Annotated in this window: 21 protein-coding genes; 8 read left to right on the top strand and 13 right to left on the bottom strand. The window is 68.3% G+C overall.

Features of this window, described 5'->3' with window-relative positions:
* Positions 1-9 precede the first annotated feature (9 nt).
* From H8R02_RS13205 to nadC, 3 genes are read right to left on the bottom strand one after another with little or no spacing between them, the layout of a single operon-like run.
* Positions 10-459 carry a PaaI family thioesterase gene (locus H8R02_RS13205; protein ID WP_187081892.1) on the bottom strand — a complete coding sequence of 150 codons (450 nt, stop codon included), beginning with the start codon at positions 457-459 and terminating at the stop codon, positions 10-12.
* A complete protein-coding gene (gene nadA, locus H8R02_RS13200) occupies positions 456-1,571 on the bottom strand; it encodes a quinolinate synthase NadA (protein WP_187081891.1) in 1,116 nt (371 codons plus the stop codon). Before nadA ends, H8R02_RS13205 begins: the two co-directional genes overlap by 4 nt.
* A complete protein-coding gene (gene nadC, locus H8R02_RS13195) occupies positions 1,568-2,431 on the bottom strand; it encodes a carboxylating nicotinate-nucleotide diphosphorylase (protein WP_187081890.1) in 864 nt (287 codons plus the stop codon). Before nadC ends, nadA begins: the two co-directional genes overlap by 4 nt.
* A 48-nt stretch (positions 2,432-2,479) precedes the next feature.
* Between nadC and H8R02_RS13190 the strand changes: the two genes are divergently transcribed.
* Complete coding sequence (locus H8R02_RS13190; protein ID WP_187081889.1) at positions 2,480-2,887, top strand: PaaI family thioesterase; 408 nt, start codon at positions 2,480-2,482, stop codon at positions 2,885-2,887.
* A gap of 58 nt (positions 2,888-2,945) precedes the next feature.
* Positions 2,946-3,266 (top strand): thioredoxin family protein, encoded by a 321-nt coding sequence (locus H8R02_RS13185; RefSeq protein ID WP_187081888.1) that lies wholly within the window; start codon positions 2,946-2,948, stop codon positions 3,264-3,266.
* A 16-nt stretch (positions 3,267-3,282) separates the two neighbouring features.
* Here the strand turns inward: H8R02_RS13185 and H8R02_RS13180 are convergent, their stop codons facing one another.
* The 5 genes from H8R02_RS13180 to H8R02_RS13160 all read right to left on the bottom strand — a co-directional run bounded on the left by H8R02_RS13180 (position 3,283) and on the right by H8R02_RS13160 (position 6,190).
* Positions 3,283-3,927, bottom strand: coding sequence for a hypothetical protein (locus H8R02_RS13180; protein ID WP_187081887.1), 645 nt, complete (start codon positions 3,925-3,927; stop codon positions 3,283-3,285).
* Between the two features lie 68 nt (positions 3,928-3,995).
* Positions 3,996-4,988 carry an NAD(P)H-dependent glycerol-3-phosphate dehydrogenase gene (locus H8R02_RS13175; protein ID WP_187081886.1) on the bottom strand — a complete coding sequence of 331 codons (993 nt, stop codon included), beginning with the start codon at positions 4,986-4,988 and terminating at the stop codon, positions 3,996-3,998.
* A gap of 10 nt (positions 4,989-4,998) precedes the next feature.
* Positions 4,999-5,472, bottom strand: coding sequence for a protein-export chaperone SecB (gene secB / locus H8R02_RS13170; RefSeq protein WP_187081885.1), 474 nt, complete (start codon positions 5,470-5,472; stop codon positions 4,999-5,001).
* A gap of 30 nt (positions 5,473-5,502) precedes the next feature.
* Positions 5,503-5,769: a glutaredoxin 3 gene (gene grxC / locus H8R02_RS13165; protein ID WP_187081884.1), complete on the bottom strand. Its 267-nt coding sequence runs from the start codon at positions 5,767-5,769 to the stop codon at positions 5,503-5,505.
* 13 nt (positions 5,770-5,782) lie between these two features.
* Complete coding sequence (locus H8R02_RS13160; protein ID WP_187081883.1) at positions 5,783-6,190, bottom strand: rhodanese-like domain-containing protein; 408 nt, start codon at positions 6,188-6,190, stop codon at positions 5,783-5,785.
* A 77-nt stretch (positions 6,191-6,267) separates the two neighbouring features.
* Here H8R02_RS13160 and gpmA point away from each other — a divergent pair, with 77 nt between their 5' ends.
* The 3 genes from gpmA (at position 6,268) to H8R02_RS13145 (ending at position 9,441) form a co-directional block, all read left to right on the top strand.
* On the top strand, positions 6,268-7,011 hold the full coding sequence (gene gpmA, locus H8R02_RS13155; RefSeq protein ID WP_187081882.1) for a 2,3-diphosphoglycerate-dependent phosphoglycerate mutase: 744 nt from the start codon (positions 6,268-6,270) through the stop codon (positions 7,009-7,011).
* A 126-nt stretch (positions 7,012-7,137) separates the two neighbouring features.
* Positions 7,138-8,577, top strand: coding sequence for a S41 family peptidase (locus H8R02_RS13150; protein WP_187081881.1), 1,440 nt, complete (start codon positions 7,138-7,140; stop codon positions 8,575-8,577).
* A gap of 90 nt (positions 8,578-8,667) precedes the next feature.
* The gene (locus H8R02_RS13145) at positions 8,668-9,441 is read left to right on the top strand and encodes a HesA/MoeB/ThiF family protein (RefSeq protein ID WP_187081880.1); all 774 of its coding nucleotides are present in this window, start codon (positions 8,668-8,670) and stop codon (positions 9,439-9,441) included.
* Here H8R02_RS13145 and H8R02_RS13140 read toward each other — a convergent pair.
* From H8R02_RS13140 to H8R02_RS13130, 3 genes are read right to left on the bottom strand one after another with little or no spacing between them, the layout of a single operon-like run.
* Positions 9,377-10,369 carry an Ldh family oxidoreductase gene (locus H8R02_RS13140; protein WP_187081879.1) on the bottom strand — a complete coding sequence of 331 codons (993 nt, stop codon included), beginning with the start codon at positions 10,367-10,369 and terminating at the stop codon, positions 9,377-9,379. The two genes, H8R02_RS13145 and H8R02_RS13140, sit on opposite strands and share 65 nt — an antisense overlap.
* A complete protein-coding gene (locus H8R02_RS13135; RefSeq protein WP_187081878.1) occupies positions 10,369-11,547 on the bottom strand; it encodes a UxaA family hydrolase in 1,179 nt (392 codons plus the stop codon). The genes H8R02_RS13140 and H8R02_RS13135 overlap by 1 nt, the downstream gene beginning before the upstream one ends.
* A 5-nt stretch (positions 11,548-11,552) precedes the next feature.
* Positions 11,553-11,834: an SAF domain-containing protein gene (locus tag H8R02_RS13130; RefSeq protein ID WP_187081877.1), complete on the bottom strand. Its 282-nt coding sequence runs from the start codon at positions 11,832-11,834 to the stop codon at positions 11,553-11,555.
* Positions 11,835-11,917: 83 nt separating this feature from the next.
* Between H8R02_RS13130 and H8R02_RS13125 the strand changes: the two genes are divergently transcribed.
* A complete protein-coding gene (locus H8R02_RS13125) occupies positions 11,918-12,709 on the top strand; it encodes a GntR family transcriptional regulator (protein ID WP_187081876.1) in 792 nt (263 codons plus the stop codon).
* A gap of 44 nt (positions 12,710-12,753) precedes the next feature.
* Here H8R02_RS13125 and H8R02_RS13120 read toward each other — a convergent pair whose 3' ends face one another.
* Positions 12,754-14,916, bottom strand: coding sequence for an AsmA family protein (locus tag H8R02_RS13120; RefSeq protein WP_187081875.1), 2,163 nt, complete (start codon positions 14,914-14,916; stop codon positions 12,754-12,756).
* A 130-nt stretch (positions 14,917-15,046) separates the two neighbouring features.
* Between H8R02_RS13120 and H8R02_RS13115 the strand changes: the two genes are divergently transcribed.
* Positions 15,047-15,430, top strand: a complete 384-nt coding sequence (locus tag H8R02_RS13115) for a response regulator (RefSeq protein ID WP_187081874.1) — start codon at positions 15,047-15,049, stop codon at positions 15,428-15,430.
* A 1-nt stretch (position 15,431) separates the two neighbouring features.
* On the opposite strand, the gene H8R02_RS13110 is transcribed toward H8R02_RS13115, so the two are convergent.
* Positions 15,432-16,064: a response regulator gene (locus H8R02_RS13110; RefSeq protein WP_169418000.1), complete on the bottom strand. Its 633-nt coding sequence runs from the start codon at positions 16,062-16,064 to the stop codon at positions 15,432-15,434.
* Between the two features lie 141 nt (positions 16,065-16,205).
* Between H8R02_RS13110 and H8R02_RS13105 the strand changes: the two genes are divergently transcribed.
* Positions 16,206-17,552, top strand: coding sequence for a CHASE3 domain-containing protein (locus H8R02_RS13105; RefSeq protein ID WP_187081873.1), 1,347 nt, complete (start codon positions 16,206-16,208; stop codon positions 17,550-17,552).
* The last annotated feature ends 97 nt before the right edge of the window (positions 17,553-17,649 follow it).

The following is a 17,649-nucleotide window of genomic DNA, read 5'->3' as shown; positions in this document are numbered from 1 at the left end:
AGTGAAGGGCTAGCCGAGGGGCTTCACGACACCCGTGGCGGATGCGTACGCCGCCGTTGCATCGCCAAGGACGGCCTGCACGAAGCAAAGCCCGCGCGTCGTGCGCGTGGCCCATGCACGCCAAGCCAGCTCGGGCCCGGGCTTCGCCAGCGCAAGGAACTGCACCGAGAGATCCACCGTCACGATCGTGTCGGTCTCGTAGTGGCCGAGGCCCGTCATCACGACGGCCGCATCGAAGCCGGCCGCGATCACGCCGCCGTTGATGGCCTGCGTCCCGCCGCCGCCCTGCAGCCCTTCGTGCAACTCGCCGAAACGGATGGCAACGATGGCACCTTCCTCGAAGCGGCCCTCGAAGCCGAACCAGCGCACCTCCCCGCGTTCATTGAACAGGCGCTGCGCGCGTTCGAGCGCCTCCGCCTGCAGCCGGAAGGGCACGGCCGGCGCGGCGCGCTCGTTCATGCGGCGCCGATGTTCGGCACCAGCGCGCCGGCGGGCTGGCCGCTCTTGAGCGCGGCGGTGAACGCGAGCATGCGGTCGATCGGCAGCCGCGCGCGCTCGCCGACCTTCGGGTCCACGAAGATCTCGTTGGCGCCGTTCTCCAGCACGTTCGCGAGGCCTGCCAGCCCGTTCATGGCCATCCACGGGCAATGCGCGCAGCTCTTGCAGGTGGCGCTGTTGCCGGCCGTCGGTGCCTCGATGAACACCTTGCCGGGGTTGAGCGTGCGCAGCTTGTGCATCATGCCGTTGTCGGTGGCGACGATGAACTCCTTCGCCTTCATGTTGCGCGCGGCGTTCAGGATGGCCGACGTCGAGCCGACGGCATCGGCCAGCGCCACCACGTCGGCCGGCGACTCGGGGTGCACCAGCACCTTCGCGTTGGGGTACTGCTTCTTCAGGTCCGCGAGCTCGAAGGCCTTGAACTCGTCGTGCACGATGCACGAGCCGTTCCAGAAGACCATGTCGGCACCGGTCTCGCGCTGGATGTAGCCGCCCAGGTGACGGTCCGGTGCCCAGAGGATCTTGTGGCCCTTGTCCTTCAGCGCCCGCACGATGTCCAGCGCGCAGCTGGAGGTGACGAGCCAGTCGGAGCGCGCCTTCACCGCGGCGCTCGTGTTGGCGTAGACCACCACGGTGCGGTCCGGGTGCGCGTCGCAGAAGGCGCTGAACTCCTCGATCGGGCAGCCGAGGTCGAGCGAGCAGGTCGCGTCCAGGTCGGGCATCAGCACGCGCTTTTCGGGGGAGAGGATCTTGGCCGTCTCGCCCATGAAGCGCACGCCGGAGACGACGAGCGTCTGCGCAGGGTGGTCGCGGCCGAAGCGCGCCATCTCCAGCGAGTCGCTCACGATGCCGCCGGTTTCCTCGGCCAGGTCCTGCAGGTCGGGGTGCACGTAGTAGTGCGACACCATCACCGCGTTGCGCTCCTTCAGCAGGCGCTTGATCCTGTCCTTGAGCGCCGCGCGTTCGGCGGGCGACGGCTCCACGGGTACGCGAGCCCACGCGAACTTCGTGTCGCAGGTGGCGCCGTGCGGCTGCTCGTATTCGACGTTGACGATGGGGATCACTGCGCTCATAGCTCTTGCAGCCGCATCGAGAAATCGACGGCTTTCACGTCCTTGGTGAGGGTGCCGATGGAGATGCGGTCCACGCCCGTCTCCGCAAGGGCGCGCAACGTGTCCATGGTCACGCCGCCGGAGATCTCGAGGATGGCGCGGCCCGCGTTGATGCGCACCGCCTCGCGCAGCGTCGGCAGGTCCATGTTGTCCAGCAGGACCATCTTCGCGCCGGCCGACAGGGCCTCTTCGAGCTGGTCCAGCCGCTCGACCTCGATCTCGATGAAATCCGCCTGCGCCGCAACCTGTTGCGCCGCTTGCAGCACCGCCGTCACGCCGCCGGCCGCCGCGATGTGGTTCTCCTTCACCAGCACGGCGTCGTACAGGCCGATGCGGTGGTTGGTGCCGCCGCCGGTGCGCACCGCGTATTTCTGTGCGAGGCGCAGGCCGGGGATGGTCTTGCGCGTGTCGACGATGTGGGCCCGCGTGCCCTTCACGGCGTCGACGTACGTCGCGGTCTTCGTGGCGACGGCGCTGAGCAGTTGCAGGAAGTTGAGCGCCGTGCGCTCCGCGGTGAGCAGGCTGCGCGCGGGGCCTTCGGCTTCCAGCACGACCTGGTCTTTCGCGCAGCGGGCGCCCTCGGCCACTTGCCAGCGCACCTGCACGCTCGCGTCCACCTGGCGGAACGCCTCTTCCACCCAGGGGGCGCCGCAGATCACCGCGCTCTCGCGCGCCAGCACCCGCGCGCGCGCGCGGCGCTGCGCGGGCACGAGGGCCGCGGTGAGGTCGCCGTCACCCACGTCCTCGGCGAGCGCCCGCGCCACGTCGCGCGTGGCGAGCTCGCCCACCGCCTGGGGCGAGAAGTCGAAAGCTCTTGTCATGAGGCTTAGCATAGCGGCAACATCCAGCCCCTGCCCTGAGGAGCCGCAATGCCCGTTTACGACGTCGCAACCCTGCAGAAGATGGTCAACCCGCTGTTTCCCGGCCTGATGGGGGTGCGCGTGCGCGACGCCACGCCCGAAAAGGTGACGGCCACGCTCGAGGTGCGGCCGGACCTGTGCACGGCCGGCGGCATCATGCACGGCGGCGCCTACATGGCCTTCGCCGACACGCTGGGCGCCCTCGGCACGATCATGAATCTCGAGCCGGGCAAGCGCACCACCACCACCGACTCCAGCACCAAGTTCATCGGTGGCGCCAAGGTGGGCAGCATCGTCACCGGCGAAAGCGTCGCACTGCACCGCGGCCGCACCACCCAGGTCTGGCAGACGAGCATCCGCTCGGCCGAGGGCAAGCTCTGCGCGGTGGTGACGCAGACCCAATTGGTGCTGGACTGACCGGCGTGCTTGCCCCGGGCCTACGACGGGTTTTCCGCGCCCACGGGACAATGGCTGCATGAACACCAGCTATGCCACGGTCGAGCCCCCGCGTTCCGAGGTGGACGCCTGGGCCGGCGCCAGCGTGCTCGAATTCGGCACGCCCTGGTGCGGGTTCTGCCGCGCCGCGCAGCCGCTGATCGCGGGTGCCATGACCAACCACGCCGAAGTGCGGCACGTGAAGGTGGAGGACGGCCCCGGCCGCCCGCTCGGCCGCTCGTTCCGCGTGAAGCTGTGGCCCACGCTCGTCTTCCTGAAGGACGGGCAGGAGGTCGCGCGCGTGGTGCGGCCCCGGTCGATGGACGAGGTGCGCGAGGCGCTCGACAAGCTCGAGGCCTGATCGCGCACCGCGAACGTCAATCGGCGGCGAAGCAGTAGAACAAGCCCGCGCCGCCGGTTTCGCGCAGCCCGCCGGCGCTGCAGCTCCTCGACGAGTGCGCCGAGTTCCACGACGCCGAGCGCGGGTCGCTGCCGGTACCCTGGCGGTCATGGTGGCCCACCTGCGCGGAGCCCTCGCCGCTGCTCGTCCAGTTCTTGCAGGTGCGGTCGCGCTCGCCCCCATACGCCCGCCCCTGCTCGTTCGAGCCGGTCATGATGTCGTGGTTGTTCTGCCCGCGGTCGCCGCGGCCGGGCACCCAGCCGCCCTTTTCCGTCATGGCGGTCTCGCCGCTGATCTTGTTGGTGCCGTGCAGTTCGTCGACGTCGGCGGCGATCACCACCCCTTTGTAATTGGCCCAGGGCCCCTTGCCGATGCGGTCGCGCGCGTTGACCGCCGGCTGCCCCTCGGTCGCCTGCGTGCTCAGGTAGGCGCGCCACTGGCGCTGCCCCGCGCCCGCGGCCGTGGCGAGTGCCTGGCAGTGGGCGTCCGCACCGGCCAGCCCGCCCAGGTCGCCGCCGTTGCCGGGGCCCCTGCTGGTGATGAAGAAGGTCATGTCGGCGGCCGCGGCCAGCTGGCAGCAGCAGGCGAGCGCAAGCACCCGCACGGAACCCGGGATGGCCATGTCGAACCCCTCGTTGTTGTTGAAACGCTAGGGTAGGAAGCGCACTGCGGCGCTTCAATGCCGCCCGTCTAGCCGGCTTCGGCGGCGGGGTCGCGGCCCATCAGCTGCGCCACGGCCTCGGCGGGCTTCAGGCGCCCATCGAGCAGGGCCACCACGCCGCGGGAGATCGGCATGTCGACGCCCAGTTGCTGCGCCCGCGCCACCACGGTTCGCGCGGTGTACACGCCTTCGGCAACGTGGCCGAGCGAATCCACCGCCTGCCGCAGGCTGAGCCCTTGGGCTAGGAGCAGGCCGACGCGCCGGTTGCGGCTCAGGTCGCCGGTGGCGGTGAGCACGAGGTCGCCGAGACCGGAGAGGCCCATGAAGGTATCGGCGCGGGCACCGAGCGCCACGCCCAGGCGCGTCATTTCCGCAAGACCCCGGGTGATGAGCGCCGCCCGCGCATTGAGGCCCAGCGAGAGGCCGTCGCACAGGCCCGTGGCGATCGCGAGCACGTTCTTCACCGCGCCGCCCACTTCAACGCCCGCGAGATCGTCGTTGGCATAGACGCGCATCGACGGCCCGTGGAAAGCGGCAACGAGGGCATCGCGAACTTCGGCGTCGGTGCTGGCCGCCACGAGCGCGGTGGGCCGGCCTTGCGCCACCTCCTGCGCGAAGCTCGGGCCGCTGAGCGCGCCCGAGGCCAGCGTGGGCGCCACCTCGTTGCGGATCTCGTGCCCCAGCAGCCCCGTGCCCGATTCGAAGCCCTTGCACAGCCAGGCGACCGGCACGCCGCAGCCCGAGAGTGCCTGCAGCATGCCGCGCAGCCCCGCCATCGGCGTCGCGACGATCGCGATGTCGTGCGCCTGCGCGAGGGCGCACAGCGCGTCCTGCGCGTCCGCGCGCACGTCGATCGATGCGGGAACGGGCAGGCCCGGCAGGTAGCGCGTGTTCTCGCGCTGCTGCGCGATGGCGGCGGCCTGCGCCGCGTCGCGCGCCCACAAGGTCACGTCGTGCCGTGCCGCGGCGTTCGCGGCCAGCGCCGTGCCCCAGGCACCGGCGCCGAACACGACGATCTTCATGAGACCGCGTTTATGCCTGCGTGATGATCGGCGAGGGGCTGCCCTGCTCCGCCGCCAGCGCCGACTGCTGCTGCTCGTACATCGCCTGGAAGTTGATCTCGGCCAGGTGCACCGGCGGGAAGCCCGCGCGCGTGACGATGTCGGACACGTTGGCCCGCAGGTACGGGTACACGATCTGCGGGCAGGCGATGCCCAGGATGGGCTGCATCTGGTCGCCCGGGATGTTGCGGATCTCGAAAATGCCGGCCTGCTTGGCCTCCACCAGGAACACGGTCTTGTCCTTGATCTTCGTGGTGACGGTGGCCGTCACGCAGATCTCGTACATGCCGTCGGCGGGCTGCTGCGCTTCCACGCCCAGCTGGATGTCGACGGCGGGCTGCTCCTGCTCCAGCAGGATGGCCGGGGAGTTAGGCTGCTCGAGCGAGGCTTCCTTCAGGTAGACGCGCTGGATCTGGAAAACGGGGTCGTTGTTGGCTTCGGCCATGGGTGCCTCGGGATGAAACCGCCGATTATCTCAGGCGGCTTCCCCCTTGAGCAGCGGCACCAGGCCGCCGCGGCTGTCGAGCGCGATGAGGTCGTCGCAGCCGCCCACGTGCGTGTCGCCGATGAAGATCTGCGGCACCGTACGGCGCTGGGTGATCTCCATCATCTTCAGGCGCTCCTCGGGGTGCATGTCGACGCGGATCTCCTCGATGGCTTCGACGCCTTTGGCCTTGAGGATCTGCTTGGCGCGGATGCAGTAGGGGCAAACCGCTGTGGTGTACATCTTGACGGACTGCATGGTGACTTCTTCTTCAAGCCTTCTCGAGGGGCAGGTTAGCCTCTTTCCAGGCATTGAGCCCGCCGGACAAAGCCTGCACTTCGCCGTAGCCCAGTTTCTTCACGACCGGTACGGCCCGGTTGGCGCGCGCGCCGGTCGAGCACACCAGGATGAGCGGCAGCGCCTTGTTCTTGACCGAACCCTCCAGCTTCTGCTCGAGCTGGCCGAAGGGGATGTTGCGCGAGCCCACGACGTGGCCCTTGGCGAACTCTTCCGGCTCGCTCACGTCCACCACCACCGCCTTGCTGCGGTTCATGAGCTGGACGGCGGCCGGCGCCGTGAGGCTGCCCGGCCCGGCGCCGCGCAGCACCGGCCACAGCAGCATGCCGCCGGAGGAGATGGCGATCAGGATGAGCGCCCAGTTGTCGATGATGAACTTCATTCGTACCCGTTTCGTTCGGCGGCCAAAGCCTGCGATTCTAAAATGCCGGGTTTTCCCCTCCTTCCCGCAAGCCCGTCATGCACAAGCTCGTCCTCATCCGCCACGGCGAATCGACCTGGAACCTCGAAAACCGCTTCACCGGCTGGACGGACGTGGACCTCACGCCCACCGGCATCGCCCAGGCCGTCGCCGCCGGCAAGCTGCTCAAGGCGGAGGGCTGGGACTTCGACATCTGCCACACCAGCGTGCTCAAGCGCGCCACCCGCACGCTGTGGCACGTGCTGGACGAAATGGACCGCACCTGGCTGCCGGTCGCCCACTCCTGGCGGCTCAACGAGCGCCACTATGGTGCATTGCAGGGTTTGAACAAGGCCGAGACGGCCAAGAAGTTCGGTGACGAGCAGGTGCTCATCTGGCGCCGCAGCTACGACACGCCCCCGCCGGCGCTGGAGCCGAACGACCCGCGCTGCGAGCGCGGCGACCGCCGCTATTCCAACCTCAAGCCGGAGCAGATCCCGCTGACCGAGTGCCTGAAGGACACGGTGGCGCGCGTGCTGCCCTTCTGGAACGACTCCATCGCCCCCGCCATCCGCGCCGGCAAGCGGGTGCTGGTCTCGGCGCACGGCAACTCGATCCGCGCGCTGGTGAAGTACCTGGACGACGTGTCCGACGAGGCGATCGTCGGCCTGAACATCCCCAACGGCATCCCCCTCGTGTATGAGCTGGATGACAACCTGAAGCCCATCCGCCACTATTACCTCGGCGACGCCGAAGCCGCCGCCAGGGCCGCTGCCGCGGTGGCTGCCCAGGGCAAGGCGTAAACGGCGGGTAAAACGCAGCATATTTCACATCGGTATCGGCCACCCGGCGGGAACCGAGCGGCCAGCGCGGCGTCATATACGTCTTACAGGTGTATATTGAAGAAGCGAGAGGACTGGACAGATTTCATGAGCCACAAACTCAAGATTGCCGGCTGGATATCCGTAGGTGCGTTGGCCGGCGCACTGACCACCGTGTCGCTGCAGACCGTCGCGCGTGGCCAGCTGGCGCCCCTGCCGCTGGAGGAGCTGCAGCAGCTGGCAGCCGTCTTCAGCATGGTCAAGACGGACTACGTGGAGCCGGTGGACGAGAAGAAGCTCATCCAGGACGCCATCGCCGGCATGGTGGCCAGCCTCGACCCGCATTCGCAGTACTTCGACAAGAAGTCCTTCAAGGAATTCCGCGAGGGCACCACGGGCCGCTTCGTCGGCGTAGGCATCGAGATCTCGCAGGAAGACGGCCTGGTCAAGGTGGTGTCGCCCATCGAGGGCTCGCCCGCCTACCGCGCGGGCCTGAAGCCCGGTGACCTGATCACCAAGATCGACGACAGCGCCGTCAAGGGCCTGTCGCTGTCGGAAGCCGTCAAGAAGATGCGCGGCGAGCCGAACACCAAGGTCATGCTCACCATCTACCGCAAGGACGAGAACCGCTCGTTCCCGGTGACGATCACCCGCGAGGAGATCCGCACCCAGTCCGTCAAGGGCAAGGTGGTGGAGCCGGGCTATGCGTGGCTGCGCCTGTCGCAGTTCCAGGAGCGCACAGTCGACGATTTCGCCGCGAAGATCCAGGAGATCTACAAGCAGGAGCCCAACCTGAAGGGCCTGGTGCTCGACCTGCGCAACGACCCGGGTGGCCTGCTCGACGCGGCCGTGGCCGTGTCCGCCGCGTTCCTGCCCGAGAACGTCACCGTGGTGTCCACCAACGGCCAGCTGCCGGAGAGCAAGTTCATCTACAAGGCCGCGCCGGAGTTCTACCAGCGCCGTGCCGGTAGCGACCCGCTGCGCAGGCTGCCGGCCGGCATCAAGAACGTGCCGCTGGTGGTGCTGGTGAACGAAGGCTCCGCCTCCGCCAGCGAGATCGTGGCCGGCGCCCTGCAGGACCATGGCCGCGCCAAGATCCTGGGCAGCCAGACCTTCGGCAAGGGCTCGGTGCAGACCGTTCGCCCGCTGGGCCCCGACACCGGCCTGAAGCTGACCACGGCGCGCTACTACACGCCGACGGGCAAGTCGATCCAGGCCAAGGGCATCGTGCCGGACGTGCTGGTGGACGAGACCGAAGAGGGCAACGTGTTCGCCGTGCTGCGCACCCGCGAGGCCGACCTCGAGAAGCACCTTCAGAGCGGCCAGGGCCCCGAGGTGAAGGACCCCAACCGCGAGAAGGCTCGCGAAGAGGCGCGCAAGAAGGCCGAAGAGGAAGCCAAGAAGGGCCCGAACGACCGCAAGTTCCCGGAGTTCGGCTCCGACAAGGACTTCCAGCTCGTGCAGGCGCTCAACCAGCTCAAGGGCCGCCCGGTGCTCGTGTCCAAGACGCAGGTGGTCGAGGACAAGAGCGCGAAGAAGGACAACTGACGCAAAGTAACGTGTGCGTCATCCCCGCGCAGGCAGGGATCCAAAGGCCGGCGCAAGCCGGCTTTTTCCTTTGTGCGTGAGAATCGCGGCATGACCGACGAGCAGCTGCTTCGCTATTCGCGCCACATCCTGCTGGAGGAGATCGGCGTGGAGGGGCAGGAGCGCATCGCCGCTTCCCACGCGCTCGTCATCGGCGCGGGCGGGCTCGGGTCGCCGGTGGCGCTCTATCTCGGTACCGCGGGTGTCGGGTGCATCACGCTGGTGGACAACGACACGGTGGACCTGACGAACCTGCAGCGGCAGGTGGCGCACAACATGGCGCGCGTGGGTGCGCCGAAGGCCGAGTCGGCGCGCGAGGGCGTGCTGGCGATCAACCCCGAGGTGCAGGTGCAGCCCGTGATCGCGCGTGCGGACGAAGCGCTGCTGGGCGAGCTCGTGCCGCAAGCCGACGTGGTGATCGATTGCTGCGACAACTTCGCGACGCGGCAGGCGGTGAACGCGGCGTGCGTGAAGCATCGCAGGCCGCTGGTGGCGGGCGCGGCGATCCGCTTCGACGGGCAACTGAGCGTCTACGACATGCGCGATGCCGCTTCGCCGTGTTACGCGTGCGTATTCCCGCCGACGGACGACTTCGAGGAGACGCGCTGCGCCACGATGGGCGTTTTCGCGCCGCTGGTGGGGATCATCGGGACGATGCAGGCTGCGGAGGCGCTGAAGGTTCTCGCGGGCGTGGGCACATCGCTCGTGGGGCGGCTGCAGATGCTCGATGCGAGAACGATGGAGTGGACCGAGATGAAGGTCAGCCGTGACGCAGGCTGTCCGGTATGTCGACACCGTCCTGCCGCGCCTGGCGCTCCAGCTTGAGCCGCCGCGCGCCGGCGAGGCGCACGCCTTCGTCCACGAGCATCTCGCCGATGATCGCTTCCATGCGTTCGAAGTAGACCTCGCGGCCCGCCAGCGCGCCCGGATCGATGAGGATGAACGCCTGCCCGATACGCGGGCGGTTGCCTTCGTCGACGAAGAAGCTGGAAGCTTCGGAGCCGAACTGCGCTCCGGTTAGCGCGGTCACGAGCAGCTCCACGACCAGCGCAAGCATCGCACCCTTGGTGGACGACGCGGAGCCGAGCGGCAGCATCGAGCCATCCATCGCGGCTTTTGCATCCGTCGTCGGGTTGCCGTCCTTGTCGAGGGCCCAGCCGAGCGGGATCGCCCTGCCCTCTTTCGCGGCGACGGCGATCTTGCCGCGCGCGACTTCGGACAGCGACAGGTCGATCATCAGCGGGTCGGCATCGCGGCGGGGGAAGACCGCTGCCACAGGGTTCGTGCCGAAGACTGCGTGCTTGCCGCCGGCAGCCGGCATGGCCGCAGGCGAATTGGCAAAACCGAGCCCGACGAGCCCCGCCGCAGCAGCGGGACGCAAGTGATCGACGATCACGCCCGCATGGTGGCTGTTCGTCACGCCCGCGAAGCAAACTCCCAGCTTGCGTGCGATGTCGGTGCCGCGCTCGACGGCAAGATCGCACGCAGGAAACGCAAGCCCTTCCTTCGCATCGACCAGCAGCGCAGCCCCATGCTCGCGAGCAACGAGGGCAACCGCGTTGCCATCGGCCCGCCCATTGCGCAAATGCGTCGAGTACTGCGCCACCCGGCTCAGGCCATGCGACCCGATCCCCTGCGCCTCCGCGAGCACGAGCGCACGCGCCGTGCTCTGCGCCATCGCCTCGTTCGCCCCCGCCGCGCGAAGGGCCGCCGCCGCGAGGCGGACGGCCTCTTCGAACGGGACCTTCGCCATCAAGCCGACTCGTACAACCGCGTCAGTACGAATTCGCGGTGACCGAGAGCTTCAGCGGCCGTCAAGCGGCCGTTCGCCGTGCGAAGCATGCACTCCAGCAGCTTGTCCCCCGACTGGTCGAGGTTGATCTCGCGCTGCAGCAGCCCCGTCACGTCCACGTCGATGTGCTCGCTCATCAGGCGCACCGTGCGCGGGTTCGCGCAGATCTTGATCACCGGCAGGATCGGGTTGCCGATCACGTTGCCCTGCCCCGTCGGGAAGAAGTGCACCGCGTAGCCCGAAGCCGCGCACAGCGTCACCATCTCGGCCGCCGCGCTCGACGAATCCATGAACCACAGGCCGGGGTGCGTGGGCATCTCGGCCTTGTCGATCACGCCGTCCACCGTGCACTTCTTGCCGATCTTCTGGATGTTGCCCAGCGCCTTCTCCTCGATCGTCGTCAGGCCGCCGGCGATGTTGCCCTTGGTCGGCTGCGACTCGGAGAGGTCGGACGTCTTGTGCCGCTCCACCACCGCCTGGTAGCGGTTGAACATGTGCATGAACTTCTCGCGCACGGCGTCGTTCGCGCAGCGCGCCGCCACGATCTGCTCGCCGCCGGTGAGCTCCGTGGTCTCGCCGAAGCACAGGTAGTTGCCCAGGCCATGCAGCTTGTCGAAGGCATTGCCCACCGCCGGGTTGGCGCCGCAGCCCGACGTGGTGTCCGACTCGCCGCACTTGGTGGACACCCACAGCTCGCTGATCGGCGCTGCCTCGCGCTGCTTCTCGCTGGCCCACTGCACGTACTCGCGCGCGGCGCGGCTGGCGCGCATGATGGTTTCGTGGTCGCCGTGGCCCTCGATACCGAAGCCGCACACGGGCTTGCCGGTGGTCGCGATGCCGTCCACGACCTTCTTGGTCCAGCCGTCCTCGATGCCGATCACGACCACGGCCGCAACGTTCGGGTTGCAGCCCGTGCCGATCAGTGTGCGGAAGTGCAGCTCCAGGTCCGCGCCGAACTGCAGCCGCCCGTACGGGTGCGGGATGGCCAGCGTGCCCTTGATGTTGTGCGCGACCGCTTCGGCCGCCGCGTTGGACAAATCGTCCAGCGGCAGGATGATGACGTGGTTGCGCACGCCCACGCGGCCGTTCTCGCGGCGGTAGCCGAGGAAGGTGGTGTTCTTGTCGATGCTGAATGCCATGCCGCTTACCACCGCTGCGTCTTGATGTTGTGCACGTGCGCGTGCTCGCCGGCGGAGATCGGGTGGATCACCTTGCCGATCTCGATGCCGTACTTGATGGCCTTGTCGCCCTCGCGCATGTCCGCGAGCGCGATCTTGTGGCCGATGGGGATGGGTTGTTTCGCGCGCAGTTCGATCGTGCGGTCGTCGTCCATGATCCAGCCGGTGAGCGCGTCGCCGGCCTTCACACCCTCGACCACCACGACGGCGACGGTGTCGCGCGCGTCATGCAGGATGAAGTGAATCATGCGCGGCAGTGTCCGGGCACGCGGGCATGACGTCAACTGGGTCATTTAGATGACTCGGCCCCGGCGAAGACTAAACTATGCAGATGAGCCGCGCCCTGCCGCTTGCCGACGTCACCCCGCTGCCCGCCAGCGGCTCGGGGCCGCTGTACCGGCAGGTCAAGCGCGAGCTGCAGCGGCAGATCGAGACGGGCCGCTACACCCCCGGCGACACTCTGCCTTCGGAATCGGTGATCGCGGGCACGCTGGGCGTGAGCATTGGCACCTTGCGCCGCGCGGTGGACGAGCTGGTTCACGAGAACGTGCTGGTGCGCCGGCATGGCCGCGGCACGTTCGTGGCGCTGCACAGCACGGACAGCTTCCTCTTCCAGTTCTTCCACGTCGAGCCACGCGGCGACGCGTCGCAGGAGGCCACGCCGCACCGGCGCGAGTTGCCGGACGTCGACTTCATCGGCTTCGTGAAAGGCCGCGCGGACGAGACCGAAGCGGCCGCGCTGCGCATCAAGCCGGGCGACGCGGTGCTGCGCGCGACGAACCGGCTTTCGCTGCGTGGGCGTCCGGTCGTGCACGACCTGCTCGTCGTGGCGGCGGGCATGTTCCGCGGGCTCACGGAGAAGCGCTATCGCGAGCGGCCCAGCACGGTGTACCGGCTGTACCAGAGCGATTTCGGGATCAGCGTGCTGCGCGCGCGCGAACGCGTGAGGGCCGTGCCCGCCGGGAGCGAGACCGCGCGTGTGCTCGGCGTGGCGGCGGGCGTGCCGATCCTGGAAGTGCATCGCGTCGCGCTGACCTTCGGCGACCGTCCGATCGAGTACCGCGTGTCGCGCATCAACACCTCGGCGCACGACTACGTGAGCACGTTGTCGAAGTACGTGTGATCGGACGCATGGACCCCGGGTCGAGCCCGGGGTGACACGTTGGATCAGCGCTGCGGCGGCGGGTCCAGTGGGTAGTGCGCACCCGGCCGCCCGCGCGGGTCGCCCCAGCCGCTGAACCAGCGCTTGCGCGGCGGGCCGCCCATCGCGGTGGACGAGGCGGCGCTCGCGGGCAGTTGCGACGCCTTCGCGAGCCGGGCTTCGGCCGCAGGTCCCGTGGCTTCGCGCAGCACGGCACCGCAGTTCGCATCCTTGCCGGGCCCCGTTTCAATCGTGGCGGCCAACGCAAGCAGCGGGTTGATCGCACCCAACGCCAGCGCCGCACCCGCGCGCCCGACGATCGGGCCCATCTCCACGCCGGGCTTGGGCGCGGCGAACGTGCCGGTCAGCTTCAGCGGCGTGCGGAACGCCAGGATGCTCGCGTCCTTCGGGTACGGCCGCAGCATCAGGTCGATGGTCTCGTTCGCGAAGCTGAAGCCCCCCTCGCCGTAGATCACGGTGTCCGTCGTGTCCACCACCATCACGCGCGACGTCGCTCGGCCCTGGTTCACATCGAATGCCGCGCCGACGCAGCGCACCTGCACCGTCTGGTCGCCCTTGAGCAGGAACTTGATCACCTCGCCGAAATCGAGCCCCGCGAATTCGAGCAGCAGGTTGCTCACCTGGCCGCTGCCCATCGCGAGGCCGACGTCGCCCGACGAAGTCGCCAGCATCTGCGCGACAGAGTTGCCGCGGCCGCGCAACGCGATGTCGCCGTGGAACTGGCCGAGGCTCGCCTGCGCGAGCTTGAGCGTCGGGAACAGGCGCTGCACCTGGATGCCGCGCACGTCGAGCCGCGTGTCGACCGCGGCGACGTCGGTGCGCGCGTCGATGCTCAAGCGACCCGCGACACGGCCGCCCGCGATGCCGAGGTCCAGCGGGTCGAGCTTGAGCACGCCGCCCTTCATCGCGACATGCAGCTTCGCGCGCTCGAAGGGCAGGTGCCGCGGGTGGGTGATGACAGCGGCGTCGTAGCGCACGTCGGCGTCCATCGCGCGCAACCGCTGCGTGTCGAGCTTCGTCGTCGGCAGTACCTTGCGGTTCGGGTCGCGCGGCGGCTTGGCCGCCTTCGGCGCCTTCGCCACCGGCGCGCTGCCCGCCACGTGCGTCTTCGCCGCTTCGGGCGGCAAGGGCGGCAGGCCCACCATCGGCGCGAGGTCGTTGAAGTCGAGCACCTTCGAGTGCACGTCGCCCGTGAGCAGGCCCACCTTCGTGCCCGAGTCGTATTTCAGGTTGCCTGAGAGGTCCGAGTTGCCGATCTTCGCGGAGATGCCGCGGACGTCCCACGTGTCGCCCTGCCGCGTGAGGTGGAAGTTCGCGGTGTACGGTGGCGTCTCCGGCATCACCACGCCCATCGCGTGGTACAGGTCGGCGAGGTTGGCGCCCTGCAACCGCACCTGCGCATTCGCGCCGTCCATGGTCGCGATGCTCACCACTTCACCGCGCGCGACGAGCGTGGTGCGGCCCGCGGTGGCGCGCAGCTCGGCCGGGAAAGGCCGCTGCAAGTGATGCGCCAGGCGCAGCACGTTGCCCGCGCGGCCCTCTGCGTTGAAGTCCAGCCGCTTCCAGGCGCCGTGCGCCTTGAACGTGAGCGGCAAGGGTTTGGAAGGATCCTCGCGCACGGCCGCGGGTGCCGCACCTTGCAGACCGAAAGTCGCATGGATGTCCGCGCCATAGTGCGGCGCGACGAAGTGCAGCGAGCCGTCGTCGATCGCCAGTTCGCCGATCTCGGGGACGTTCGCCGGGTCACCGCTGTCGCGCCCCAGTGCCCAGCTCTTGCGCCCGTCCGCCTCCATCTGCAGACCGAGCTCGGGTTTGTGGAAGGCAACCAGCGGCATCTCGATGCGGCGGTGCAGCAGCGGCCAGAGTCTCAGCTGCACCTCGGCGCCTTGCGCCCGCACGAGGTACGGGTCCTTCGCCCACGCTGGGTTCGCGAACTCCAGGCCGTCGGCCAGGATGCGCGTGGTCGCCCCAAGCTTCACGTCGAGACGGCGCGTGATCGCGAAGTGGCGGCCGGTGTGCTCGCTCACATACCGGTTCAGCGGTTCACGCAGGACGTCCCACGGGAAGAACATCACGCCCAGCACAAGGAGCGCCGCGACCGCGAGGATGGCAAGCAGGATGCGAAGCCACAGTGAGTGCAGCGCGTTTCTCAAGGGAAGGGACTGCATGCTCCAGACAGTGACGCACTGCCGGGCTGCGCAAGGTCGGGCCCGTGCCGCCGGCTCGGGTAGGAAAGTTCCTACGTACCCCTCGAGGGGGCACTGGCAAAATCGATGCGGACTCGGAGCATGGGCATCCGTGCAATTGCGCACCTATATCGTCGAAGACAACGCCACGATCCGTGACAACCTGATCGGCACGCTGGAGGAGCTGGCGGCAGTGCAGGCCCTCGGGTGGGCCGAGACGGAAGCCGACGCGCGCGCGTGGCTTGCGGGGCACGCGCGCGACTGGGACCTGGCCATCATCGACCTTTTCCTCAAGCAGGGCAGCGGCCTGGGCGTGCTGCAGGCCATCCAGGACCGCGAGCCGCACCAGCGCGTGATCGTGCTCAGCAATTACGCGACGGCTGACATGCGCAAGCGGTGCGCGGACCTCGGGGCCGACGTCGTGTTCGACAAGTCCAACGAGATCGACGCGCTCGTCGACTACTGTCTGCAGTACGGCGAGCAGCCGTCGGTTTGAATCAATCGATCAGTTTGTTTTTAAGCGCGTAGTAAGTAAGGTCGCTGTTGGAGGAGAGGTTCATCTTCTCCATCAGGCGCGTGCGGTACGTGCTCACCGTCTTCACGGAAAGCGACAGCGCCTTGGCGATGTCGCCGGCAGTCTCGCCCTTCGCAAGCTTCAGGAACACCTGGAACTCGCGTTCGGACAGCTGCTCGTGCGGCGCGCCGCCTTCCTTGCGGTTGAGCTGCTGCGCCAGCAGCTCGGCCACGGCCGGGCTGATGTAGCGGCGGCCCAGCGCGATGGTGCGGATCGCGTTGACGATCTCCATCGGCTCGCACTCCTTATTGAGGTAGCCGCTCGCGCCCTGGCGGATGAGGTTCATCGCGTAGTGCTCTTCGGGGTAGCCCGAGAGGATCAGGATGCCGACGTCCGGGGCTTTCGCGCGGATCATGCCCAGCGCGTCGATGCCGCTCTGGCCCGGCATGGACAGGTCCATGACCAGCACGTCCATCTCGGTGGTGCGAACCAGGTCGATGGCTTCGCGGCCGCTGGCCGCCTCGCCGACGACCCGAAGGTCCACCTGTTCGGAAAAGAATTGCTTCAGCCCTGACCGCACGATGGCGTGGTCATCCACAATGCCGACTTTGATCATGCTATTCCACCTTCCGCGTCAAGCGCTAATTTTCATTGTGCCCCATTCCTACGTAGAAATGGACCGCCCGTTCTCGAACTCGCGCTGGAATTCTATGCACATCAATTGGTCATCGTGTTGAGCCAGCCTCGTCTTTTTCCGATGGGGCGTGTAGGCCTGAGCCTCATCCTTGCGACATTGGCAGCGTGTGTGCTCATCGGTATCAACGAGATTGGTTACAACCAGTCCGCCCAGGCGCTCGACGACATCGCCCAGTACACCCAGACGCGCAGCGCGCTCAGCCGGCTGCTGCAGCACGTGGTGGACGCCGAGACCGGCTCGCGCGGCTACCTGCTCACGGGCGACCCGCGCTACCTCGAGCCGTACAACGCGGCCGTGGCCGAGATCGGGCAGCACCTCGACGGTTTGCGGACCTCGTATGCGGGCAACCCCGCCGAATACAACACGCTCACGCAACTGACCTACAACGTGCAGCGCAAGCTCACCGAGATGGAGATGTCGGTGCGCATGCGCAAGCAGGGCAACGAGGACGCGTGGAAGTTCGTGCTGCTGTCCGACCTGGGCAAGGAGCACATGGACGCCATCCGCGAGCAGGCCGGCAAGCTGATCGACAGCGCCACGCGGCGCATGGACGTTGCGCAGGAGCAGGTGCGGCGCTCATTGCTGTTCTCGCGCATCGGCATCGCCGGCGTCACCGTCGCGGCGCTGCTGGCGTTCGCCCTCTACCTGAACCAGAGCAACCGGCTCAAGCGCTTCGGCGAGTTGCAGCAGGCCGCGCTGCAGCAGGAGCGCGACCTGCTCGAAGGGCAGGTGCGCGACCGCACGGCGTCGCTCGCCGAGCTCGCCACCCACCTGCAGCAGGTGCGCGAGGAAGAGCGCGGGCACCTCGCACGCGAGCTGCACGACGAGCTCGGCGCGCTGCTCACGGCGGCCAAGCTCGACGTGGCGCGGCTGAAGTCCAAGCTGGGTGCGCCCGCGGCACCCGAAATCACCGAGCGGCTGCAGCACCTGACGGAGACGCTGAACAGCGGCATCGCGCTGAAGCGCCGCATCATCGAGGACCTGCGGCCGTCGTCGCTGGCCAACCTGGGGCTCACCGCGTCGCTGGAGATCCTCGCCCGCGAGTTCTCGGAGCGCTCCGGCATCGAGGTGGCGACCAGCCTCGAGCCCACCGAGCTGGACGAGTCGCGCCAGCTCACGATCTACCGGCTGGTGCAGGAGTCGCTCACCAACGTGGGCAAGTACGCGGAGGCGAAGACGGTCGACGTGAGCCTGCGCAACTACAGCAACCACGTGGAAGTGGAGATCCGCGACGACGGCAAGGGCTTCGACACCCGCAGCGTGCGTGCGTCCACGCACGGCATCGCGGGCATGCGGCATCGCGTGGAAGCCGCGGGCGGCAAGTTGACTGTCGAGTCGCGGCCCGGCCAGGGCACGCGCATCGCGGCCGTGTTGCCCAAGCCGGCCGCGCCGCCTGACAAGGCCTGACGGACCACGCGTTGCGGACGTGTCGGTGCGCTCCTACACCGGGGGGCAGCGCACACCGACAAGCGCTCACGCCGCGAACTGATCAAAGCGCGGCCGC

This window comes from Ramlibacter albus, assembly GCF_014297445.1.
GTDB lineage: Bacteria > Pseudomonadota > Gammaproteobacteria > Burkholderiales > Burkholderiaceae_C > Ramlibacter > Ramlibacter albus.
This window is presented reverse-complemented; position numbering and strand designations above follow the sequence as displayed.

Excerpts from the sequence above, each read along its gene's own strand:
- H8R02_RS13110 (WP_169418000.1), bottom strand. The coding sequence starts at position 16,064 with ATGATCAAAGTCGGCATTGTGGATGACCACGCCATCGTGCGGTCAGGG.
- H8R02_RS13120 (WP_187081875.1), bottom strand. The coding sequence starts at position 14,916 with ATGCAGTCCCTTCCCTTGAGAAACGCGCTGCACTCACTGTGGCTTCGC.
- H8R02_RS13190 (WP_187081889.1), top strand. The coding sequence starts at position 2,480 with ATGCCCGTTTACGACGTCGCAACCCTGCAGAAGATGGTCAACCCGCTG.
- H8R02_RS13130 (WP_187081877.1), bottom strand. The coding sequence starts at position 11,834 with ATGATTCACTTCATCCTGCATGACGCGCGCGACACCGTCGCCGTCGTG.
- secB (WP_187081885.1), bottom strand. The coding sequence starts at position 5,472 with ATGGCCGAAGCCAACAACGACCCCGTTTTCCAGATCCAGCGCGTCTAC.
- H8R02_RS13180 (WP_187081887.1), bottom strand. The coding sequence starts at position 3,927 with ATGGCCATCCCGGGTTCCGTGCGGGTGCTTGCGCTCGCCTGCTGCTGC.
- nadC (WP_187081890.1), bottom strand. The coding sequence starts at position 2,431 with ATGACAAGAGCTTTCGACTTCTCGCCCCAGGCGGTGGGCGAGCTCGCC.
- H8R02_RS13135 (WP_187081878.1), bottom strand. The coding sequence starts at position 11,547 with ATGGCATTCAGCATCGACAAGAACACCACCTTCCTCGGCTACCGCCGC.
- H8R02_RS13150 (WP_187081881.1), top strand. The coding sequence starts at position 7,138 with ATGAGCCACAAACTCAAGATTGCCGGCTGGATATCCGTAGGTGCGTTG.
- gpmA (WP_187081882.1), top strand. The coding sequence starts at position 6,268 with ATGCACAAGCTCGTCCTCATCCGCCACGGCGAATCGACCTGGAACCTC.
- grxC (WP_187081884.1), bottom strand. The coding sequence starts at position 5,769 with ATGCAGTCCGTCAAGATGTACACCACAGCGGTTTGCCCCTACTGCATC.
- H8R02_RS13185 (WP_187081888.1), top strand. The coding sequence starts at position 2,946 with ATGAACACCAGCTATGCCACGGTCGAGCCCCCGCGTTCCGAGGTGGAC.
- H8R02_RS13160 (WP_187081883.1), bottom strand. The coding sequence starts at position 6,190 with ATGAAGTTCATCATCGACAACTGGGCGCTCATCCTGATCGCCATCTCC.
- H8R02_RS13105 (WP_187081873.1), top strand. The coding sequence starts at position 16,206 with ATGGGGCGTGTAGGCCTGAGCCTCATCCTTGCGACATTGGCAGCGTGT.
- H8R02_RS13175 (WP_187081886.1), bottom strand. The coding sequence starts at position 4,988 with ATGAAGATCGTCGTGTTCGGCGCCGGTGCCTGGGGCACGGCGCTGGCC.
- H8R02_RS13125 (WP_187081876.1), top strand. The coding sequence starts at position 11,918 with ATGAGCCGCGCCCTGCCGCTTGCCGACGTCACCCCGCTGCCCGCCAGC.
- H8R02_RS13145 (WP_187081880.1), top strand. The coding sequence starts at position 8,668 with ATGACCGACGAGCAGCTGCTTCGCTATTCGCGCCACATCCTGCTGGAG.
- H8R02_RS13205 (WP_187081892.1), bottom strand. The coding sequence starts at position 459 with ATGAACGAGCGCGCCGCGCCGGCCGTGCCCTTCCGGCTGCAGGCGGAG.
- H8R02_RS13140 (WP_187081879.1), bottom strand. The coding sequence starts at position 10,369 with ATGGCGAAGGTCCCGTTCGAAGAGGCCGTCCGCCTCGCGGCGGCGGCC.
- nadA (WP_187081891.1), bottom strand. The coding sequence starts at position 1,571 with ATGAGCGCAGTGATCCCCATCGTCAACGTCGAATACGAGCAGCCGCAC.